The sequence below is a fragment of the Chroogloeocystis siderophila 5.2 s.c.1 genome, from assembly GCF_001904655.1.
Taxonomy (GTDB): domain Bacteria; phylum Cyanobacteriota; class Cyanobacteriia; order Cyanobacteriales; family Chroococcidiopsidaceae; genus Chroogloeocystis; species Chroogloeocystis siderophila.
The window spans coordinates 189,279-209,109 of sequence record NZ_MRCC01000004.1; the positions used below are offsets into that span (position 1 = coordinate 189,279).

General features: G+C 42.7%; 19 protein-coding genes, 1 tRNA gene and 2 pseudogenes. 8 read left to right on the forward strand and 14 right to left on the reverse strand.

What is annotated here, in order from left to right; genetic code table 11:
- Positions 1–85: 85 nt before the first annotated feature.
- Positions 86–508, reverse strand: coding sequence for a fasciclin domain-containing protein (locus NIES1031_RS05850; RefSeq protein ID WP_041919145.1), 423 nt, complete (start codon positions 506–508; stop codon positions 86–88).
- A gap of 139 nt (positions 509–647) precedes the next feature.
- Here NIES1031_RS05850 and NIES1031_RS05855 point away from each other — a divergent pair, with 139 nt between their 5' ends.
- The 4 genes from NIES1031_RS05855 (at position 648) to NIES1031_RS05870 (ending at position 2,073) form a co-directional block, all read left to right on the forward strand.
- A complete protein-coding gene (locus NIES1031_RS05855; RefSeq protein ID WP_015189056.1) occupies positions 648–881 on the forward strand; it encodes a DNA-directed RNA polymerase subunit omega in 234 nt (77 codons plus the stop codon).
- Between the two features lie 9 nt (positions 882–890).
- A complete protein-coding gene (locus tag NIES1031_RS05860) occupies positions 891–1,421 on the forward strand; it encodes a hypothetical protein (RefSeq protein ID WP_073548553.1) in 531 nt (176 codons plus the stop codon).
- Positions 1,422–1,526: 105 nt separating this feature from the next.
- Positions 1,527–1,892 carry a DUF1818 family protein gene (locus NIES1031_RS05865; RefSeq protein ID WP_073548554.1) on the forward strand — a complete coding sequence of 122 codons (366 nt, stop codon included), beginning with the start codon at positions 1,527–1,529 and terminating at the stop codon, positions 1,890–1,892.
- A gap of 107 nt (positions 1,893–1,999) precedes the next feature.
- Positions 2,000–2,073 (forward strand) — tRNA-Pro (locus tag NIES1031_RS05870).
- A gap of 20 nt (positions 2,074–2,093) precedes the next feature.
- On the opposite strand, the gene NIES1031_RS05875 is transcribed toward NIES1031_RS05870, so the two are convergent.
- Complete coding sequence (locus NIES1031_RS05875; RefSeq protein WP_073548555.1) at positions 2,094–2,663, reverse strand: DUF4126 domain-containing protein; 570 nt, start codon at positions 2,661–2,663, stop codon at positions 2,094–2,096.
- A 122-nt stretch (positions 2,664–2,785) separates the two neighbouring features.
- Between NIES1031_RS05875 and NIES1031_RS05880 the strand changes: the two genes are divergently transcribed.
- Positions 2,786–3,982, forward strand: a complete 1,197-nt coding sequence (locus NIES1031_RS05880; protein WP_073548556.1) for an FAD-dependent monooxygenase — start codon at positions 2,786–2,788, stop codon at positions 3,980–3,982.
- Between the two features lie 120 nt (positions 3,983–4,102).
- Positions 4,103–5,023 carry a magnesium transporter gene (locus NIES1031_RS05885; protein WP_073548557.1) on the forward strand — a complete coding sequence of 307 codons (921 nt, stop codon included), beginning with the start codon at positions 4,103–4,105 and terminating at the stop codon, positions 5,021–5,023.
- A gap of 22 nt (positions 5,024–5,045) precedes the next feature.
- Here NIES1031_RS05885 and NIES1031_RS05890 read toward each other — a convergent pair whose 3' ends face one another.
- From NIES1031_RS05890 to NIES1031_RS05920, 7 genes and pseudogenes are all read right to left on the reverse strand, one after another.
- On the reverse strand, positions 5,046–5,615 hold the full coding sequence (locus NIES1031_RS05890; protein WP_073548558.1) for a manganese efflux pump MntP: 570 nt from the start codon (positions 5,613–5,615) through the stop codon (positions 5,046–5,048).
- 463 nt (positions 5,616–6,078) lie between these two features.
- Positions 6,079–6,936 carry an SDR family oxidoreductase gene (locus NIES1031_RS05895; protein WP_073548559.1) on the reverse strand — a complete coding sequence of 286 codons (858 nt, stop codon included), beginning with the start codon at positions 6,934–6,936 and terminating at the stop codon, positions 6,079–6,081.
- A gap of 1 nt (position 6,937) precedes the next feature.
- Positions 6,938–7,635: pseudogene (locus NIES1031_RS05900) on the reverse strand (DevA family ABC transporter ATP-binding protein).
- A gap of 151 nt (positions 7,636–7,786) precedes the next feature.
- Positions 7,787–8,167: a hypothetical protein gene (locus tag NIES1031_RS24195; RefSeq protein WP_178378055.1), complete on the reverse strand. Its 381-nt coding sequence runs from the start codon at positions 8,165–8,167 to the stop codon at positions 7,787–7,789.
- Between the two features lie 39 nt (positions 8,168–8,206).
- Positions 8,207–8,509, reverse strand: coding sequence for a hypothetical protein (locus tag NIES1031_RS24200; protein ID WP_073548561.1), 303 nt, complete (start codon positions 8,507–8,509; stop codon positions 8,207–8,209).
- Positions 8,510–8,612: 103 nt separating this feature from the next.
- Positions 8,613–8,783: a hypothetical protein gene (locus NIES1031_RS24205; protein WP_178378056.1), complete on the reverse strand. Its 171-nt coding sequence runs from the start codon at positions 8,781–8,783 to the stop codon at positions 8,613–8,615.
- A 411-nt stretch (positions 8,784–9,194) separates the two neighbouring features.
- Positions 9,195–9,506, reverse strand: coding sequence for a hypothetical protein (locus tag NIES1031_RS05920; RefSeq protein ID WP_073548563.1), 312 nt, complete (start codon positions 9,504–9,506; stop codon positions 9,195–9,197).
- A 314-nt stretch (positions 9,507–9,820) separates the two neighbouring features.
- Here NIES1031_RS05920 and NIES1031_RS26310 point away from each other — a divergent pair.
- Positions 9,821–9,910, forward strand: a pseudogene (locus NIES1031_RS26310) (hypothetical protein); the annotation flags it as partial.
- A gap of 310 nt (positions 9,911–10,220) precedes the next feature.
- Positions 10,221–11,210, forward strand: a complete 990-nt coding sequence (locus tag NIES1031_RS05925; protein WP_073548564.1) for an aspartate carbamoyltransferase catalytic subunit — start codon at positions 10,221–10,223, stop codon at positions 11,208–11,210.
- Here NIES1031_RS05925 and NIES1031_RS05930 read toward each other — a convergent pair.
- From NIES1031_RS05930 to NIES1031_RS05950, 5 genes are all read right to left on the reverse strand, one after another.
- Positions 11,207–13,135, reverse strand: coding sequence for a hybrid sensor histidine kinase/response regulator (locus NIES1031_RS05930; RefSeq protein ID WP_073548565.1), 1,929 nt, complete (start codon positions 13,133–13,135; stop codon positions 11,207–11,209). The genes NIES1031_RS05925 and NIES1031_RS05930 overlap by 4 nt on opposite strands.
- Complete coding sequence (locus NIES1031_RS05935; RefSeq protein ID WP_178378057.1) at positions 13,128–13,598, reverse strand: response regulator; 471 nt, start codon at positions 13,596–13,598, stop codon at positions 13,128–13,130. Before NIES1031_RS05935 ends, NIES1031_RS05930 begins: the two co-directional genes overlap by 8 nt.
- Before the next feature lie 6 nt (positions 13,599–13,604).
- Positions 13,605–15,686, reverse strand: coding sequence for a response regulator (locus tag NIES1031_RS05940; RefSeq protein ID WP_073548566.1), 2,082 nt, complete (start codon positions 15,684–15,686; stop codon positions 13,605–13,607).
- Between the two features lie 133 nt (positions 15,687–15,819).
- On the reverse strand, positions 15,820–19,023 hold the full coding sequence (locus NIES1031_RS05945) for a hybrid sensor histidine kinase/response regulator (protein WP_073548567.1): 3,204 nt from the start codon (positions 19,021–19,023) through the stop codon (positions 15,820–15,822).
- Positions 19,005–19,808 carry an alpha/beta fold hydrolase gene (locus NIES1031_RS05950; protein ID WP_073548568.1) on the reverse strand — a complete coding sequence of 268 codons (804 nt, stop codon included), beginning with the start codon at positions 19,806–19,808 and terminating at the stop codon, positions 19,005–19,007. Before NIES1031_RS05950 ends, NIES1031_RS05945 begins: the two co-directional genes overlap by 19 nt.
- Positions 19,809–19,831 lie beyond the last annotated feature (23 nt).

Genomic DNA, 19,831 nt, shown 5'->3' on the forward strand with positions numbered 1-19,831 from the left:
CAATCGCACTTACCAACCGTAATTGTATCTAACTTTGCAATTTCTGGTTGTTTGCAAGAACACAATCAATACAGAGTATATTTTTTTACTCAGCAGCAACTAAACCAGGTATGAGTACCGCGTCAATGACATGAATCACGCCGTTATCTGTCAAAATATCTGATTGCAAAATATTAGCATTATTAACTTTAATACTACCTGATGCAGATTCAACTGCGACAACTGAGCCTTCGACGGTTTCGGCTTCCTCAATTTGCATTAAATCTTCGGCTCTGACATCTCCAAAGGCAACATGATACGTTAATATCCGCTTTAGCTTGTGATTGTCTTGCAGCAAAGCATCAAGGGTTACGCCTTCTGGTAACTTGTTAAATGCTTCGTCTGTCGGCGCAAAGACGGTGTAGGGACCAGGACTTTTAAGGATATCAACTAAGTCAGTGGCTTTGATTGCTTCTACTAAAGTGTTGAAAGTTCCAGCATTAACCGCAGTCTCGATAATGTCAGCCATGAGATTTAAAACTGTTGTAGTATTAAAAATTATTAATAAAATGAAAATAGCATCTTAGCATCTATCAACAGAGAGGTTGTAGCCAATAGCAAATTTAAACGTCCTGATAAACTAGGAGAGATCCCCAGCACAAGATACTATGCTCAAGCGCTCTAAGTTCGAGACGACCCAAACTCAAATTATGCATCGGGCAGAAGAATTAATCGGTGCAGCTTCTAACCGGTACCGGATCACAGTTCAAGTTGCTAACCGCGCGAAGCGTCGTCGTTATGAAGATTTTGACAATGTAGACGATCCGATGATGAAGCCAGTAATTCGGGCAATTATTGAGATGTCTGATGAGTTAACGCAACCGGAAATTATTGGAGAGTAACAAACGGCTGTGAAACGTAAGCGATCGCTGAGTTTACTACTCACTGCGCTAGGAGTAATGTGCTTAGTTGTTTTGGGTTCAGGACGACATAACCTAACTCAATTTGCATTTCGACAACCGCCAGCGATCGCCCACAGTGTGAGAATCAGCGATGCTTGGCAACAAGTTTATCAACAGCTACCCGATTTACCCCTCGAAAACCAATACATCAACCGCCAAACTGGAAAACTCGATCCAGAAAACACCTTGGTGCGACGCTTGATTAGCTACCATACCTTCGTCAAAGGACGTCCGCCAAATTATCGACTCGATTGGAAATTGACTTTAGCGGATTATCTTGGTGCAAACGAATGGATTCGCGAAGCAAGTTATCCAGGACACGACACACTGCGACAAAATCCCCTAGAAGGCGATCGCGCTGCGATTCAACGCCTCAACCGCGATCAGCGAAATGCATTAGTGCAAGCGTTGGTAAATGTTTTTAGTAGTGTTTCACAGACAACTCCTAATACGCCACCAGAGGCACAACAAAATCCATAATCAAGTTATACCTACCAATTCAAATATTCGTATTTGTCTATTCTCCCCTACACCTAAAGCCCCTCTGCTTGTCCATATACAGCTACTTTCAGGCAAAATAATTATATGGAGCGTGTTGTCAAAAGCGGGACAGGTTGGCGTGTTGGATGGAATCCTCATGCGGCAAAGTATCAAGTTTTAATTGGTACAGATGACTGGGCAATCGAACTAACATCTGCGGAATTTTATGACTTTTGTCGATTAGCTGTACAGTTAACAGAAGCGATCGCTCAAATTTCACAAGAATTAATGGATGAGGAGAAGATTAGTTGTGAAGCCGAAAGTGACTTAGTGTGGATGGAAGTCACAGGATATCCTCATGCGTACAGTTTACACTTTATTTTGCATACAGGACGAGGAGTAGAAGGCACTTGGACACCTCAAGCTGTTCCTCATTTAATTCAAGCAGTGCAAATGATTCAGGTTTTCTGAGTTAAGTTAAGGTTGGTAACTGGTAATTGGTCATCGGTAATTGAAACAACTCCCATTACCCAACTCTTTTAATTCTTGCGTGACTGTGTTAGCATAAATATTCTTAACGGGGCGTAGCGCAGCTTGGTAGCGCGCCACTTTGGGGTAGTGGAGGTCGTGGGTTCGAATCCCGCCGCTCCGATATGTTGTAAAGTCAGTTGTTTACTGCGACTGTCGTTTGATTGCACGTATCTGGAATTTCTTGTTTAAGCTGAAAAGGAGTAATCCTAATACTAAGCTGATGGCTAGTAACGGTACAAAAATTGCGAGTCCTGATAACACAAACGCGCCAACTGACTCGATTGTCGCGACAATGCTGTTACCAAATCCTACCGTAAGTGCGGTTGAAGACAATCGTGTAAAACTGGTTAAAGCTTGTATGATTCCTGCTGAACCACCGCCAGCAATCACTGCCATTGTCCATTTGAGGAGAGGATCGGTGTTTGGAAATAACGCCGCAGCAACCCAAGTCCCAAAAGCGATCGCAGTCGGGGTAGCAACTGTATCTAATAAGTTATCAACCCAGGGAATGTAATAAGCTGCAATTTCAATCGCTGTGGCAATACCAAACGCATAAAGTGCAGGATACGTTCCCATCCACTCAAATCCTGACGATAAGGCTAGATGTCCGTAAATTGCTACAAGACTCATCACAAGTGGTGGAACAAAAATCCGAAAGCCACAAGCTGCACTCAAAGCAATACCAATGACTATACTTTCTAAGGTATCCATAGTTGGATTAAGTATAATTATGCCCTTGTAGATTCATTCTAAATGAGTAAAAAAGCCTTGGATGAGCGATTAGCTGTTAGCTTTTAGCTAATTACCCAAATTTATGTATTTTATTAAACATTATGACTCAAGTTGTCATTGTCGGGGCAGGTCCTGCGGGTGCAACGCTAGCACTTCTATTGGTAAAACGCGGTATTCGTGTCACATTAATTGAAGCATCGCGCAACTTTCGGCGGATTTTTCGGGGTGAAGGGTTAATGCCTAGTGGTTTGGATGCGCTTGCACAAATGGAGTTGTTACCCATTTTAGAACGCATTCCGCATCAACCTTTAGATGCTTGGGAGATTATTATTAATAAGCGATCGCTTTTCCGCGTTGATGAACCGATAGAACCTGGTGGCAAGCCTTGCACATTGGTTTCGCAGCCAGCTTTGCTAGAAGCGCTTATTGATGCAGCTAGCCGTTATTCCCATTTTGAGTTTATACAGGCGACGGCGGTACAAGATTTATTGTGGAATCAACGAGTTAGCGGTGTAAAACTGAGTGATGGACGTCATCTTGATGCAGATTTAACGATCGGCACTGACGGGCGCAATTCAATCGTACGGCAACGTGCAAACTTAGCTTTAGAGCAACAATCGCACAGCTTTGATATTTTATGGTTTAAATTAGCCGATAGTCCGCGTTTTGCGTCGGAGAATATCTTTTATTCAATTGTGTGCGATCGCTATGCATTTGGATTGTTTCGCGGGTCTGAAGGAGATCTCCACTTAGGTTGGACACTTCCTAAAGATTTTCCGCAAGATTGGAAATTAGTTGATAATTGGGCTGAAATCTTTGCTTGTGCATCACCAGCGTGGCTAGCCGAACATTTTCGCGAGTCAGCAGCGACAATTGAGCAACCTGTATTATTATCTGTTGTTGTGGGGCAGTGTCCGCGTTGGTATCAACCAGGTGTATTGCTACTAGGCGACGCGGCGCATCCGATGTCACCAATTCGCGCCCAAGGTATCAATATGGCGTTGCGCGATGCGATCGCTGCGGCAAATTATTTAGTTCCTTGCTTGTCTCAAGGTGACACTGCGGAAATTGATGCCGTATTACCGCGTATTCAGTCTCAACGAGAGCCTGAGATAATTAAAGCACAACGATTGCAAAGCCAAGAAGCGGCGCAAGCTGAACTTTTAGAAAATAGCGCCATCCTCCGCTGGGGCGCAAGTGTGTTCGCACCTTTAATTCGCCTTCCGGTGAAACTGTCTTGGTTGCATCGACAGCGCGAGTTACGCCAAGGAGTAACACCGATTAAACTTACAGTCTAAAAGCAATCGCCTTTGCGTCCTTAATTCTGTCTCAGTACCTATAGAAGAAAATCGTTGCTTTTGGTGAGATATAGAGTAGAAGCAGGCTATACCAATAGCTGATAATCAGGAGGAAATACTTTGCTGCACGATCCATCATCTACTCAAGTTGAAGTAGAAGCGTTGTCTACAACTTCCCCACTACTTGCATTACTAGAAGAAAACAACACTCACCAGCTAACAGAGTTACTCGCCAACCAGCAATCAGCAGAAATTGCCCGTCAAATTGCTGCATTACCATCGCATCTACAAAGTCAAATCTTTTACTTACTGCATAGAAAACAAGCGGTCGCAGTTTATCAACTCCTTGATAGTAAAGTGCAGCAACAATTGCAAGAAGACTTTCAAAAACATAGCGAATATAACATCATGAAAAATCTCTCGCTAGAAGACAAAAAACAGTTGTTTCACTTTTTATACTTACCTAGTCCTCATCTTGAAGTTTCAGAAAATCAAGAAAGTAATTATTTTCCAAGTAATCCTTTCGCTGTGACTCGCCGCCGAATCGGTTGGTTATTCGTCTTACTCATCACGAATACAATCACCGCAGCCGTGATTGAAAGTCAAGAAGATGTATTGCAAAAAGTCGTTGTTTTAGCTATTTTCATTCCCTTACTTCTCGCTAGCGGTGGCAATGTGAGTATCCAAGCTGCAACGGTAGTTGTACGCGGACTTAACTCAGATAGGGCTACTCAAAATCAATTACTACCTGTCTTGGGTAGAGAAGCGATCGCCGGAATCTTACTTGGGGCAATGATGGGGTTAATTGTTGTTGGAGAAGCTTTGCTGTTACAAAATAATCCTACCGTAGCGATCGTGGTAGGAGTAAGCTTATTTACTATTTCTATTATTGGCACCATCTCCGGTGCTACTTTACCGTTTTTGTTTCAATTTCTCGGCTTCGATCCTGCTTTGATGTCTGCACCTCTCAGTGCTACGATTGTCGATGTTTTAGGTGTATTAATTTACCTTTACACTGCACGAGCGTTTTTACATATATAGCATAAATTTATGCATTTTGAATTTATGTTGTTACGTTCATTAAGTTTTCAATTAAGATTTTGCTGCCAATAGCAATTAAAATACCACCACCAATAATTTCAATTTTATTGTGAAAAAGATTGCCAAATCTGTTCCCAATAAATACCCCAAAGAATGTTAACCAAAAAGTAATAAATCCAATCGCAGTAATAATCGTAAAAATTGAATCTTTTAACAATGCAAAACCTAATCCTACCGCTAAAGCATCAAGACTTGTACCAATTGCTAAGGCTAGCAAGGTAGTATTACACAAAGGATTAAAGTCTTTTTCTTCATCTTCTTCTTGGCACGATTCATAAATCATTTTTGCACCAAGTAAACAGAGAATACTAAAAGCGACCCAGTGACTAATTGCTGCTAGAAGCGTTCTTAAGCTGATTCCTGCTACCCAGCCAATCAATGGCATAATAGCTTGAAAGCCTCCGAAAAAGATCGCGATTTTCAAAGCTTTGCGAACCTTGACATTTTTGATTTTTAAACCACTAGCAACTGAAACTGCAAAGGCATCTGCTGCTAATCCCAAAGCTAAAACCAGAGTAGCCGTTGGCTGCATTGATCTTGTAAAATTAATTCATTACTCTATAGTTTTACCTGAATTTTCATTAAAATTCTATGGATTTTTTTCATATTCGATTCATTGTTAATTCATATTTTTCTCATAGTTTAAAGTTCATACAAATAAGTCTAAATCTTTAAGTTTTCTTATAAAAGCTATAAGTATTAAATATAGTTTGCATAGTTTGCCGAAGTTTCTGAAACTTTGCTGTGTTTATATCTATTCAATTTTTACCTAAAATTAGACTAAATCGTATCAACCTTTGCACAGAAAAATTCGTTGTGAAATTGCATGAATGCTTGGCGAATGAATTCGCAGCTAAATAAACAAAGTCCACCTGCGTGGACTTACAAATATAACTTTTACTCTTGAGTGTGCGCAGGCACACTTTGTTCGGGTAGCCCCGACTTCAGTCGGAGGCTGTCTGCGATTTATATGCATAGTTCTCAAAAATCTTTCCTTATTCAAGGTTCATTGCTTTAGCGGTAAGTTCGTCAACAATGCGATCAGGTAAAAAGCTTAGCATTGCTCTAATTCTGGCATCTTGCCCAACAAGATAGCGGGTTTTTGGTCTTTTTGCAGTGAGTGCGCGAACAACAGCTTGGGCAACTTTGTCGGGTGAAATTCCTTTTTGTGCAAGAGTTGCTGCGCCTTTGCTGGCTGTTTTCATTGCCTGACCATAAAGTTCGTGGGCTGGCTGTGGTAAACTTTGCTGTAAGGTGTCAGCTTGGCTCAAAGATTTTTGCCAAATGGGGGTTGAGATCGCACCAGGTTCAATAATCGCTACCCAAATTCCCCAAGGGCGCAACTCAAGACGTAAAGCATCCGTCAAAGCTTCTAGCGCGAATTTAGATGCACTATAAGCACCGAGAAACGGTGTTGCGCTTCTTCCAGTAATCGAACCCATATTCACAATTCGTCCCTTAGCTAATCGTAATAGTGGCAGAAAAGCTTGAGTAACGGCAAGTTGTCCAGTTACATTAACTTCTAGCTGTTTGCGAAATTCTGTTATTGGGATAAACTCTAACGGTGCGCCAACAGCGATACCTGCGTTGTTGACTAATCCAATTAATCCAGAATTTCCGACAGCGATCGCTACCTTGTGCATAGCAGCGGTAATCGAGTCGAGATCAGTCACGTCCAAAAAAATCGGCATTAACTGTGGAGAGGCTTTCGCTTGCAAAGCTTGCGCATCTTCTTTCCTGCGTACACCAGCAAAGACTTGAAACCCTAAGTGATCTAAACGTAGCGCACACGCTGCACCAATCCCCGTCGATGCACCGGTGACAACAACTGCACCTTGCCTTATTTGAGTCATCTTAAACTACTGCGGTTGCAAGTTTGGTATTTTGAGCTAATTGTCCGTCTTCCATATGTACAATGCGGTCGGCAACATCCAAAATGCGGTTATCGTGAGTTACCAGCAAAATAGTTGTTCCTTGTTCTTTCGCTAATTTTGCATTAACTCCACAACATCGCGTCCTGATTTACTATCTAAAGCCGCAGTTGGTTCATCCGCCAAAACTAACTGAGGGCGACTGACTAAAGCCCGTGCGATCGCAACTCGTTGTTTTTGTCCTCCGGATAAATCTTCAGGATAGTAATTGAGTCGGTTTCCTAATCCCACGGCTTCAAGGATTGCTGCGGATTTTTCTTGTACTTCTTGATAAGAAACGTTTTCGTGTAACTCAATCGACATTTGCACATTTTGCTGTGCTGTCAAAAACTTTAATAAATTATGCGCCTGAAAAATATAGTCGATATGGCATTGCACTTGTACTAACTGATTTTTACTCGCACTACACAATTCTCGATCCAAAACTTGTAAACTAACTTTTTGAGCAGATCTTAACCCACCAATTAAACTCAGTAACGTCGTTTTTCCTGAACCTGATGATTCTGTCATAATCACAATTTCGCCAGGAAATATTGCTAAATTGACATCAAACAGCACTTGTTTGCGTAACTGTCCTTGCCCAAAATAGTGATTTAAGTTTTGAATTACAGGTTGCTGCATAGGGAGCATGTCACCGTTGCACTAAGTAGAAGTGCTTGAAAAGTTAGGCTATAACATCGCTATAAAGAATTTGATAAACAATCACAACACCAACGAAAAAGCCAATCGCAGTTCCCAAACAAAAAATAAAACCAATTGGTGTATTATTAGCCTAGTATGTTTTTTCAGTTTCAACAAACTCTTCATGCGTCAATACTTCAACATCATTAGGCAATCTAGCCTTTAAAACAGCCGCAACTTGCTGCGGAGCGCTACCAGGTTTTAATGTCACTAAACCCACACTCGCTTCACTTGTAATTAAATTTCCATCTGCCGCAAACGAAGCACCGACATTAAATAAACCATCAATTTCAATCTTGCGATCGCTAAACTCTGTAGATATCGATTGCTCTTGTTGCAGTTGTGCGATCATTTGATCGTATTCTCCTCTAGAACCAGTATCAAACAAAAAAGTATCAGGTAATTTAATGTGATCGAGATTTTGCTCAACTCCTGGCAAACTAAAAACCGATGTTTCTGGATTAAAAGCCAAAACCAATACAGCACTATTAAGACACGTTTGCGGAACCTTCTAATTAGCCGTTTCAGCATAAAAAGGTACAGCCGATTCAACACTAGCAAAGCTCGTTGCTTGATACAATCGACTGCGCGGAAAAGTAGAAAGATTGACAATATTTTGTGCTTGCGGACTCAACAAAACTAAATCTGCCTGCATACTGCGATGCATTCGCGTATTACTATCATAAAGCGCATCCTGAAAACCCATTTGCAAAAACATCAACATATCAGCAAAAGCAATTCCCGCGATTGCAATCAACAGCCGCGTTCTTTCGCAACTCACTTGCAACCAAGCCAACGGAGTTTTACATTTCATTTGCTACATCCCTGTGATTAATTCTGAAAAATCCTCACAGAACAACCCGCCCCAACTCTTTCCTCTGCAACGCACTAGTCTTCTGTAGTTCGTATTCCAACTCTTAACTCAAATCTCGAGCGCAAGTAACAACATACATCCGATCAGTTCTTCCAATGTCAACAATTCCATCATTGCCAACAATTTCACCTGCCCAAGTATGAATATTCATGATCTGTCCATCGCGCGGCGATCGCACATAAGCTAAATCTAAATTGGCTTGCGCTTGCGTCACTGCAACACCCGCACTATCAACCTCTGCTTGCGCTGCTGCAACATCTACAGGACAGACTTCTGTAATCCGATCTAATGTTGCTTTGGCTTCATCAACTTGTTCTTGTCTACTTCTTATAATGCGGTTTAAATTCGCTTGAGCTTCATTCAGTTGCTGCTGTACAGTTTGTAGCGTTAAACTCTTACTATCACGTTCGGATGTAGAAATTGCCCTTTCCTGATATAATTTCTGATACCGCTGATATTCAATGGGACTATTTTTAGCGATGTCCCATCTGTATCGGAGGTGACGTATAAAACTATCTCATGCTCTCCTGAAAAAGCTTTAACAAGAATTTTGACGCTGAGATCTTCAAGGGTTTTATAGGATTTACATTCTATCGATAAATAAGCAGGTTCTCCAGTCATCAACTCAGTCAGAAGTTGACCGTTGGCATCTTTGAAAGCAAGCGAAAGGATATCGAGTCCTAAACTCTCTGAGTTTTGGCTTTTCTGGCAAAATCATTTGTCCTGTGGCAATTTCTGTATCGCTTAAACACAAGTCTTCTTCATACTTGTGAATAACGACTTCGCTACCTCCGCTCATAATCAGTTGACTCTTGCCAACTAAATCGAGCAATCGCAGATATTCATCACATTGAAGGTCACCATGAGAATTGTGCGATACTAAAACAAATGCTGTTCCTTGTTCTCGTAATTTGGCAAGTCTGCGGTGACATTTCATCTATGTGAGGCATGGCTAGACGAAACGCTATCCAAGTTAACAGCAAACCCATTCATGTGAGTATACTACGAGTAGCAATATAACTAAAAAAATAGGGTGTCGAGGTAGCCACAAGTGCAAAATATTAAATACATCTACCCGTTGGCGCGGTTGATAAATATACTCGTCGTTACCGTCCAAGTAACTATTAGCGTTCAAACTCACCCTTATTTAAGTACTGCAAGCAATTCTATGTAATTTAAAATCTAAAGTTACTGTCGAGGCGATCTGAATTGCTACTGCTCAGATTTTGACCAAAGTAAGGTTACGACTGTGCGAGTATAATTCGCATTGCTGAACTAGCCAAAGTCAGTATTGGTTCGTTGTATCAATACTTCCCGATACTTCCCGAAGAAAGAAGCTAACAATGGCGCGATCGCATTGTCCCCCAAAATCTCGACCTGACTAAGTTTATCTTAGTAAGATTAGTAAGAACGGTAGAAGCTTTAACTCATGCAGCCGTCATTGAATGTCAAGAAATTTTCAATAATGGGCAATTAGAGCAAAAAAATCAGCAATTTTTTACTATCTTACCTACGCAAAGCCTAGCAAATCAATTCACAGCCTCGTACGGGTAAGGCACGCCTTACCCATTCCCGAAGGCACACCTTACCCCTGAACCACTCCAAAATATCTGATACGATACCAACTACAAACCCCGATCGCTTACCGCTCATGGCTACTACAACTTGGACTCGTCATCACGTTCTTTCGCTTGCAGATTTCACGCCGGAAGAATACAATACAGTCTTACAAACCGCCGCAAGCTTTCGTGAGGTTCTCTCGCGACGAACAAAGAAAGTTCCAACATTGCAAGGACAAGTTGTTGCCAACTTATTTTTTGAACCATCGACACGGACTCGCAGTAGCTTTGAACTTGCAGCCAAACGATTATCCGCAGATACGCTTAATTTTGCCGCCTCCACCTCATCGTTAACCAAAGGCGAAACAATTTTAGATACTGCAAAAACGTATTTGGCGATGGGAACCGATATGATGGTGATTCGCCATCGCGAAGCCGGAGTTCCCCAAGCGATCGCTTCGGAAATGGATCGACTAGGTGTCAGAGTCGGAGTCTTAAATGCAGGGGACGGTCAACACGAACATCCTTCGCAAGCATTACTTGATTTATTTACGATATGTACGCTGATCGATCCCGATCGTCCCCGATTGGAACTTTTAAAAGACAAGAAAATTGCAATTGTTGGTGATATTTTACACTCACGCGTCGCAAGATCGAATATTTGGAGCTTAACAGCAAGCGGTGCCGAAGTTCACTTAGCTGCACCACCGACATTATTACCGCAGTTATTTGCAGAATTCGTTACTGACACTCCTGGTAAGCTGTTTTTACATTGGCAAGTTGAACCTGCCCTACAAGATGCTGATTTTGTCATGACACTGCGGTTGCAAAAAGAACGCATGACGCAGTATTTGTTACCAAGTTTGCGCGAGTATCATCAACACTTTGGGATTACCCGCAATCGCCTGCGGATTTGTCAATCTGATGTTAAAGTACTGCATCCAGGTCCTGTGAATCGCGGTGTCGAAATCAGTTCTGATCTCATGGACGATCCACAATTTAGCTTGATTCAGACACAGGTAACAAGTGGCGTTGCGGTGCGAATGGCGCTGTTGTACCTTATGGGCAGTAGCAAAGCTTAAAGCAATGTGGGTAATTGTGTTGTACTATTCACCCGCTTATTCGGGTGCAAAATTCCATCGATTGTTTGCAGTAATTCTTGTGTCGTAAATGGCTTAGACAAGAAACTTTTGACTCCCGCCGCCGCCACCGTATTCATTTTATCTTTAGACGCTAATCCACTCACCGCAATCACTTTTACCATCGGATTCATCTTTTGTAACGTGCGGATTGTTGTTGGGCCATCCATCGCAGGCATTAGCATATCAGTAATCACGACACTGACTTCGTCGCGATATTCTGCATATAAGGCGACTGCCTCAATGCCATTACTCGCAGTGACTGCCCGATAATTATAAGTCTCGAGGGAAGTTTTTGTTGTTTCGCGAATTGGTGCTTCATCGTCAACGACTAAAATTAATTCTCCATGCCCTTGCGGAAGTTCCACATCCTCTACTTCAAGCGTTTCGACTGCTGCTACTGCTGGTAAATAAATCTGAAATCGCGTTCCTTTGCCAATTTCACTTTCTACATTAATAAACCCACCATGACTTTTCACAATGCCAATGACTGTCGAAAGTCCTAGCCCTGTACCTTTACCGATTCCTTTTGTGGTGAAAAATGGCTCAAAAATGCGATCCATGATTTCAGGTGGAATGCCACATCCTGTATCTGCAACGGTAATGACAACATAAGACCCCACCTTAGCATCAAGATGTTTACGCACGTAACTTTGATCGACTTCTAAATTTTCTGCTGAAATTGTCAACGTACCACCTTCAAGCATCGCATCCCGCGCATTAACGCACAGGTTCATTAATACCTGATGTAACTGCGTTGCATCGCCCGAAACCGTCCACAGCGATTGGGGCACATCGATGCAAATTTCAATCGATTTGGGAAAAGTTTCTTTTGTAATTTGCTTAATTTCTGATAAAATATGCCGCAGTTGTAAAACGCTGCGTTTCCCTTCCAGCCCTTTGGCAAAAGATAGCACTTGTTTGACCAAGGCTGCGCCGCGTTTGGCATTAGTTACGAGTATGGGTAAAAGTCGTTGACTGCGTTCGTCGCAAAGTTGTGTTTCCAAAAGTTGCGCCGTCATTAAGATGGGTGCGAGGATATTATTAAGATCGTGCGCGATGCCACTTGCCAGCGTACCGAGGCTTTCCATGCGTTGCGCGCGTAAAAATTGGGCTTCTAGTTGTTTTTTCTCAGTGATATCGGTATTAACGACCAAAATTGATTTAGGTTGCCCTTGTTCGTCACGCACAAGTGTCCAACGACTTTCGACGATGATTTCTGCACCAGTTTTAGTAACTTGCGATAACTGTCCGCGCCATTCGCCTTGCGCGAGGACAATTTTCTGCGCGATCGCAAGTTGCGTCGGAACATCTAAATACAATAGTTCGCTTGCTTTTTTCCCTATCGCGGTGGAGGCTGTCCAACCGTACAATCTTTCTGCGCCTTTGTTCCAAAATAAAATTGTGCTATCTAATGCTTGGACGCTAATTGCATCAGTAGCGACATCGAGTAAAGCGGCTTGTTCGCGGATTTTTTGTTCAGTGCGTTTGCGTTCGAGTGCGTAGCGAATCGAACGTTCTAAAGCATAGGCGGTAATTTGACTTTTTTCGAGATAATCGGCTGCACCGGCTTTCATTGCTTCAACATCAATTTCGTGATCGCCTTGCCCAGTTAAAAGAATCATCGGTGCAGTACAGCCTGCTTTCATTGCTGCGCGTAAAAGTTCTAAGCCATTGCGATCGCCTAAACGATAATCCAGAAGATAAACATCATGCCGATGTTGGGCGATCACTGCTAGCGCCGCATTGTAACTTGTGACCCACTCTAGGTCAAAGCTATTGCCTTGATCTAAAAACCAATCACGCGTGAGGATATAATCATCTTCGTCATCATCCACAAGGAGTACTCGGATTGGTTGATTATCCATGCCCATCTCCCACGCCTTCTATCGGCAATTCCACAATTTCAAACCAATATTTACCTATGGTTCGCATGACATCCACTAACGAGGCAAACGTTACTGGTTTCGTAATGAATGAGTTTGCACCTAAATCGTAGCTACGATAAATATCTTCTTCGGCTTTTGATGTTGTGAGGACAACCACAGGAATCTGTCTTAAACTTGGGTCAGCCTTGATTTCTTTGAGTGCTTCACGACCGTCTTTTCTGGGCATATTCAAATCAAGTAAAATTAACCCTGGACGAGGCGCGCTGTTTGCAACAGCGTATTTGCCGCGTTGATACAAATAATCCATTAGCTCTTCGCCATCTCGAACAAAGTGCAGATCGTTTGCCAATCGACTTTCTGAAAACGCCTCGCGTGCTAGCATACAGTCGTCCTCATCATCATCAGCCATTAAGATTGTGACGGGTGTGCGTCGCCTCCTCACTGATATTCAATCTCCTCTATTATGTTTGATTGGCAGCGTGACAATAAATTTTGCTCCTTGCATCGGCTTACTCATTGCAGTAATGCTACCGCCATGACGTTCGGCGATTTTCCGGCAGATTGCTAAACCCATGCCCGTTCCTTCGTACTCGCTACGACTATGTAATCGTTGAAAAACGTTAAAGATCCGGTCGAGATATTTTTCGTCAAAACCTATACCGTTATCTTCTATAATAATTTCACACTTAGCATCTAGCGATTCTTCACCTTCGGTGCTTTGCCAATCTGCAAGAGCTTGGCTGTAAATCTTCACAATTGGTGGTTGTTCTGGTTGATGAAACTTTAACGCATTGCCAATTAAATTTTGTAACAACTGCCGCATTTGCAGTGCATCAGCATCAATTGTGGGTAATTCGCACAGCATAACGCGTCCATTGGTTTGCTGGATGAGGATTTCTAAATCGGATAACACTTCTTGTGCAATTTGCGTGAGATTCACAGGGACAAACGGCTGTGCGCGTGTTGCGATTCGCGAAAGTGTCAGTAAGTCATCGATTAAAGCTTGCATCCGCTGCGCGGCGTTTTGCATTCGATCGAGATAATCGCGCCCTTGATCGTTGAGTAAGTCGCCGTACATCGTCTTTAATCGATTGCCAAAAGCTTGAATCTTGCGTAATGGTTCTTGTAAGTCATGCGAGGCAACTGAGGCAAACTGTTGTAATTCTGCATTCGCGCGCGTTAGTTCTTGACGTTGGCGCGTTTCATCTGCCAGGAGTTGCGCTTGGGCTAACGCAATGCCAATTTGATCGCTGAGTTGTCGCAATAGTTCAACTTCAAAGGAACTCCACTGTCGCGGGTGATCGCACTGATGCGCAATGAGTAAACCCCACAGTTTTTCTTTGATAAAAATCGGCACAACTAAGTTGGCGACAACTTGAAATTGTTGCAAAAAGTCGATGTAGCACTGTTGAACTTCTGAGTTATAAATGTCCGCAACACAACTAATATGCCCGTGAATATATTTATCTAGGTATTGTTTTTCAAAACAAGGATCGTGGAGATTGCGCCCAATAATTGCTGTACATCCTGGAACAACTTCTTCTTTGACAACTTTACCCGAACCATCCGACGATAGTTGAAATAAAACAACGCGATCGCACTGCAACAGTCTTTGCACTTCCGTTACCGTCGTTTGCAGAATTTCCTCGATATGCAAGGATCGCCGAATTTTGAGTGTAATATCCGCAAATAGCTGCGATCGCAACGTTTGCCGTTGTAATTCGGCTTCAGCATGTTTGCGATCGGTAATATCCATATTAATTCCAGTCATGCGGATTGCCGTGTCTGTTTCGTCGTAGTAAACTTGACCTCGCGCTGCAATCCAATGAATACTACCATCTGCCCAAACTACGCGAAATTCAACATTGTAGTCGGTTTGCTGCGCGATCGCCGTATTGATGATTTGTTCTAAGACTTGACGATCTTCCGGATGAACGCTTTCTAAGAAACTTTCGTAGGTGTCAACCGCCGCTTCCGCAACTCCCATATTAGTTGCTGCGGTAGCCGAATACGAAATTTTATTATTGAGCAAATCCCAATCCCAAGTTCCCATATGCGCCGCATCTAAAGCTAATCGTAGCCTTTCTTCGCTAACACGCGCGCGTTCTGTCTGCTGGCGTAATTTTTCGGTTGCTCGACTTACTTGCAATAAACGATATACTCGCTGCCGCAGTACTGCCCAGTGAATTGGTTTTGTGATATAGTCTGTAGCTCCTGCTGCAAAAGCGCGATCAACCGACTCTTGATCTTCTAAGGCAGTAATCATCAAAATTGGCGTGCGATCGCCCCCAGGAAGCGTTTGTAATACTCTACTACACGTAAACCCGTCCATCGCGGGCATTAAGGCATCGAGCAGTACAATATCTGGTTGCACCTGCGTGTAAGCGGCTAGCGCCTCTTCGCCGTTACTTGTTTCCACAACTTGATAGCCGACTTGTTCCATTGCTAAACGAAGTTGCAGCCGTGTAAATTTCTCGTCATCAACAATGAGGACGAGGGGAGGAGCTTGTTCAGGATCAGTAATATTCATACTTGGAAAGAAGGGGACAGAAGTTGGAGGTTAGGGCTCAGAGACTTACCAAGGTTCGCAAAATTTGTGTTGAGACGCTTGAGATTCTGATCGCATCACGCTTTTAAGTGTACGTTTCCCTGATCCCAGACTTCTATCCCTGACCTCTTTGAAGTTCGGTTTGCAGAACGGCTTTGACTCTACTAAACTCAAGCTTTATTTGCTCCACTTTGCATAACATCTCGCTCGCATTTCCCTCAGTACTCATTGTTTCTAATTCTTTGCTGTATTGCGCAAGAGTCATTGCACCTAAAGTAGCACTACTTGATTTGAGTGTGTGCGCGGCTTTACGCAGTGCGATCGCATCATCACTTTCTATTGCACTCGCCATTTTCTCAACAAGCTTTACTGAATCATCAATGTAACATTTGATTAATTCAGCTACAATGTTTTCCGCGTTTTCCCCAATCATCTTTTTCAAAGATTTTAGTTTTTGAAAATTGATCGCTGTTGAATGTTGCGTAGGAAACGTCAGTGTATAAGAAATTTGCGGTTTTGGAGCTTTCTGTAACGCTTGCGTGAGTTCTTCGACTTGTATCGGCTTACTAATGTAATCATTCATACCAGCCGCGAGGCATTCGGCTTTGTCTTCTTGCATCGCATTCGCCGTCATTGCAATAATTCTAGGACGTATTTCTGTCCCAAATTCTTTAACAATCTGACGCGTTGCAGTCAAACCGTCCATTTTCGGCATTTGCACATCCATCAAAACGACATCATAATTTTGACGACGTAGAGTATCTAAAACTTCTAATCCATTAGTGGCAACGTCTGCGTGATAACCTAAAGATTGCAAAATATGTAAGGCAATTTTTTGGTTAACAAGATTGTCTTCTGCAAGTAAAATTCGCAGTGGTAAGTTTGCTGCAAATGTGGTGTCGATCTTGTTAGTATCAGATGCTAATGATTGATTCCAAATTTGACTTAAGATGCTGTAAAGGTGCGATGTTTTGATTGGTTTAGTTAGGTAACTGATAAATCGTTGCGATATTTGCAACAGTGCATTTTGGTGGCTAATCGTTGTTAGTAGTATTGTTGGTAACTGTGAGTTTTGGCACGCGGCGATTAACGCATCAGTTTGATGTATATGTGAATCGATAATCGCAACATCAAATAATGTACCTTGTTGAATTTGAGCAAGTGCTGCTACAGAGTCTAAACTGTAGGGAATTATACCCCATGATTGGGCTTGCCAAACTAAAGATTGTTGAATCGTTGGATGATCTACCACAACTAACATCCGCTTGCGAGTAAAGTGCAAAGCGCAACTTTCTGGAGGAAAAACGCTAGTATCAATTGTTGTTGCGATCGTGAAATAAAAAGTAGAGCCTTGATTGACTTGCGTTTCTACCCAGATTCGACCTTGCATCATCTCACACAACTGCTTGGCGATCGCTAAACCTAAACCAGTACCGCCATATTCACGTGTAATCGAAGCATCGCCTTGGCTAAAAGCTTGAAATAAATGTTCTATCGTCTCTCTGGGAATGCCAATTCCTGTATCTTTGACTGCAAATTGAATTTCATACCTCCCCGCTAGTTTATCAGCGCACTCCAACTCGCGGGCTGTCACTGAAACGATAACCTCACCTTGATGTGTAAATTTAACAGAATTACTCAGGAGATTGACGAGAATTTGCCGTAAGCGAGTCACATCACCAACGATGTTATTCGGAGTATCTGGATGAATAATATAGGCTAATTCAATATTTTTTTCTGCTGCTTTGAAAGCTAAAATATCTACAGCTTCTTCAACACAAGTTCTTAAATTAAAAGCGTATTGTTCTAATTCAAGCTTACCCGACTCGATTTTCGATAATTCCAAAACGTCGTTGAGTAGTATCAACAAAACATTACTACTTGTACGAATCGTTTCTAAAAACTCTTTTTGTTGCTGTGATAACGGAGTATTCAAAAGTAAATTCGTCATCCCAACAATTGCATTCATTGGAGTCCGAATTTCATGGCTCATGTTTGCTAAAAATTGACTTTTAACACGAGTTGCGGCTTCAGCATCGGTTTTTGCTTTTTCTAATTCTTGATTAGCTTGTGATAACTCTTGAGTACGTCGCACAAGCATTTTTTGATTGAGATATTGCTCAGTAATATCATCTAATATCCACAATCTACCAGCGACATTCTGCACGCGCGTTGCAGTACTCGAAATGCTCAAAACTTTTGGGGTTTCACCTTGAAAAATCCAATGCCAATTGCGAATTTCAGCTTGCGGAAACTCCCGTGCGGGGGTTCCCCCCGTTGAGGGAAGTTTCCAAGACAGTGGTTGCGCAAAAAAATGTGCGGCTTGTGCGGTAATTTCGCTTTGATTGTCAGCACTTGTCCGCAATTTTGCCATTGCTTGCGCTAAAATCGGTGGTTCTACCGCGCCTGGTTGTAGCCCTAGTTGTACCGCAGCGGCTTGATTAATCCAGCCTTGTTCGCCGCTTTCATCAACAAAGACAACTCCCTGATGAATTGTTTCGAGCATGGCGCTAAAGCGCGATCGCAGTTTATCAAGGCGGATCGTTGTGTCAGTAAATTGTAGTAATGTACGTAACTCGCCCAACAATAACTCGACAAAATGCCGCGTTTGTGGATTAATGAAAGTATAGCGCTGCCATATTAGTAAAATTGCACCTCTTGTACTATCTGATGCTACAAGTGGTAACACTGCAACAGATTTAGCACCCTGCGCGAGTAGAATATGCGACGCGTCGGGAGTTGCAGGATAGTCGTTGTAATAAAGACAACGATTTTGTGCGAGTGCATCGGTGAATAATGCAGGCGTGGTGAGCGAAGCAGGAAGCGCTTTTGCTGGAAGACACGACGCGATGATTTGCGCGGTGACGTCATCAATCTGACGTAAGGCGATCGCTGCATGCGCACGAGTTATCTTTTGCAAAAGTGTTAATGCTTGGTCAATGAGCGCATTCGGAGTTGTCGTTTTATCAGCATTCGCGAGTGTCACAAGGATAGATTGTGCCGCTAAACGCCACTCGATATCGCGGAGAAACTTATTTACGGGAAGACTGCTGATAATGACACTGCACAAACCAAGAGTCTGTAAAAGCTGTGCGGGATTAGATATACCGACAAAAAAGGTAACTGCAATAATGAGGAGTGTTGGCTTAAGTTGCAGAGGTAAACTGATGCATACAGTTAACAGAATGAGCGCTAATAACAAAAACGTCCATCCTTGCAATACACCTAAGCTGACAAAAATGAGGATGGCAGCAAATAATATTGGTCTAAATGTTGGTAGCCAATCAGGATGATTTAGGTTTAGATATTGGCGAGACATGAGGCGATCGCACGGGTAACGATTTCTGGGGCGCTGAGGTGCGGTAAATGCCCTGTTGTTGGTATATTTGTCAGCGTACTGTTAGCGATCTTTTGTGCCATGTACTGACCAACTTCGAGCGGTACAGCAATATCGTTATTCGATTGTAAGATATCTACAGGGATCTTGAGTCGCGGTAGCTTGTCGCGGTGATCCGATTGAAAAATCACCCGTGCTACAGCTTGCGCGATGTCAGGGCGAATTGCGGATAAAGTATTTGCATACTCGATCGCAAGTTCAGGTTTATCAGGATTTCCCATCACCAGCGGTGCAAACCCACTCGCCCAAGCATAATAATTCGCAGCCATTGCGGCGTATAGTTGATCTAAATCAGCTTGCTCAAAACCGCCAATATAATTGATATCGTTGAGATAGCGTGGTGATGCACCGATAAAAATTAATTTACAGAAGTATTGCGGCTCAACTAAGGCAGCTAATAAGCTTACCATCCCACTCACTGAGTGACCAATTAAAATGCTATCTTTCAACTTCAACTCGGCACACAAATCGAGCAAGTCTTCAGCGTAACTATACAAGCTGCTGTAACGGTGTGGACTATATGCAGCAAAGTCTGATTTTCCCGCACCGACTTGATCGAAAAGAACGATGCGATAGCGATCGGCAAAAGCTGGGATTTGATGTCGCCAGGCGGTTTGATCCGTGCCAAAACCATGTGCGAAAATTAATGTCTGACCACTGTTGCCTAGAACGTTAACGTTGTTGCGCGGCAAGATGCTCGTTACCATAAGCCAGCGATCGCTTTTTATTA

Excerpts from the sequence above, each read along its gene's own strand:
- NIES1031_RS05850 (WP_041919145.1), bottom strand. The coding sequence starts at position 508 with ATGGCTGACATTATCGAGACTGCGGTTAATGCTGGAACTTTCAACACT.
- NIES1031_RS05855 (WP_015189056.1), top strand. The coding sequence starts at position 648 with ATGCTCAAGCGCTCTAAGTTCGAGACGACCCAAACTCAAATTATGCAT.
- NIES1031_RS05865 (WP_073548554.1), top strand. The coding sequence starts at position 1,527 with ATGGAGCGTGTTGTCAAAAGCGGGACAGGTTGGCGTGTTGGATGGAAT.
- NIES1031_RS05875 (WP_073548555.1), bottom strand. The coding sequence starts at position 2,663 with ATGGATACCTTAGAAAGTATAGTCATTGGTATTGCTTTGAGTGCAGCT.
- NIES1031_RS05880 (WP_073548556.1), top strand. The coding sequence starts at position 2,786 with ATGACTCAAGTTGTCATTGTCGGGGCAGGTCCTGCGGGTGCAACGCTA.
- NIES1031_RS05890 (WP_073548558.1), bottom strand. The coding sequence starts at position 5,615 with ATGCAGCCAACGGCTACTCTGGTTTTAGCTTTGGGATTAGCAGCAGAT.
- NIES1031_RS05895 (WP_073548559.1), bottom strand. The coding sequence starts at position 6,936 with ATGACTCAAATAAGGCAAGGTGCAGTTGTTGTCACCGGTGCATCGACG.
- NIES1031_RS24200 (WP_073548561.1), bottom strand. The coding sequence starts at position 8,509 with ATGAAATGTAAAACTCCGTTGGCTTGGTTGCAAGTGAGTTGCGAAAGA.
- NIES1031_RS05920 (WP_073548563.1), bottom strand. The coding sequence starts at position 9,506 with ATGAAATGTCACCGCAGACTTGCCAAATTACGAGAACAAGGAACAGCA.
- NIES1031_RS05925 (WP_073548564.1), top strand. The coding sequence starts at position 10,221 with ATGGCTACTACAACTTGGACTCGTCATCACGTTCTTTCGCTTGCAGAT.
- NIES1031_RS05930 (WP_073548565.1), bottom strand. The coding sequence starts at position 13,135 with ATGGATAATCAACCAATCCGAGTACTCCTTGTGGATGATGACGAAGAT.
- NIES1031_RS05940 (WP_073548566.1), bottom strand. The coding sequence starts at position 15,686 with ATGAATATTACTGATCCTGAACAAGCTCCTCCCCTCGTCCTCATTGTT.
- NIES1031_RS05945 (WP_073548567.1), bottom strand. The coding sequence starts at position 19,023 with ATGTCTCGCCAATATCTAAACCTAAATCATCCTGATTGGCTACCAACA.
- NIES1031_RS05950 (WP_073548568.1), bottom strand. The coding sequence starts at position 19,808 with ATGGTAACGAGCATCTTGCCGCGCAACAACGTTAACGTTCTAGGCAAC.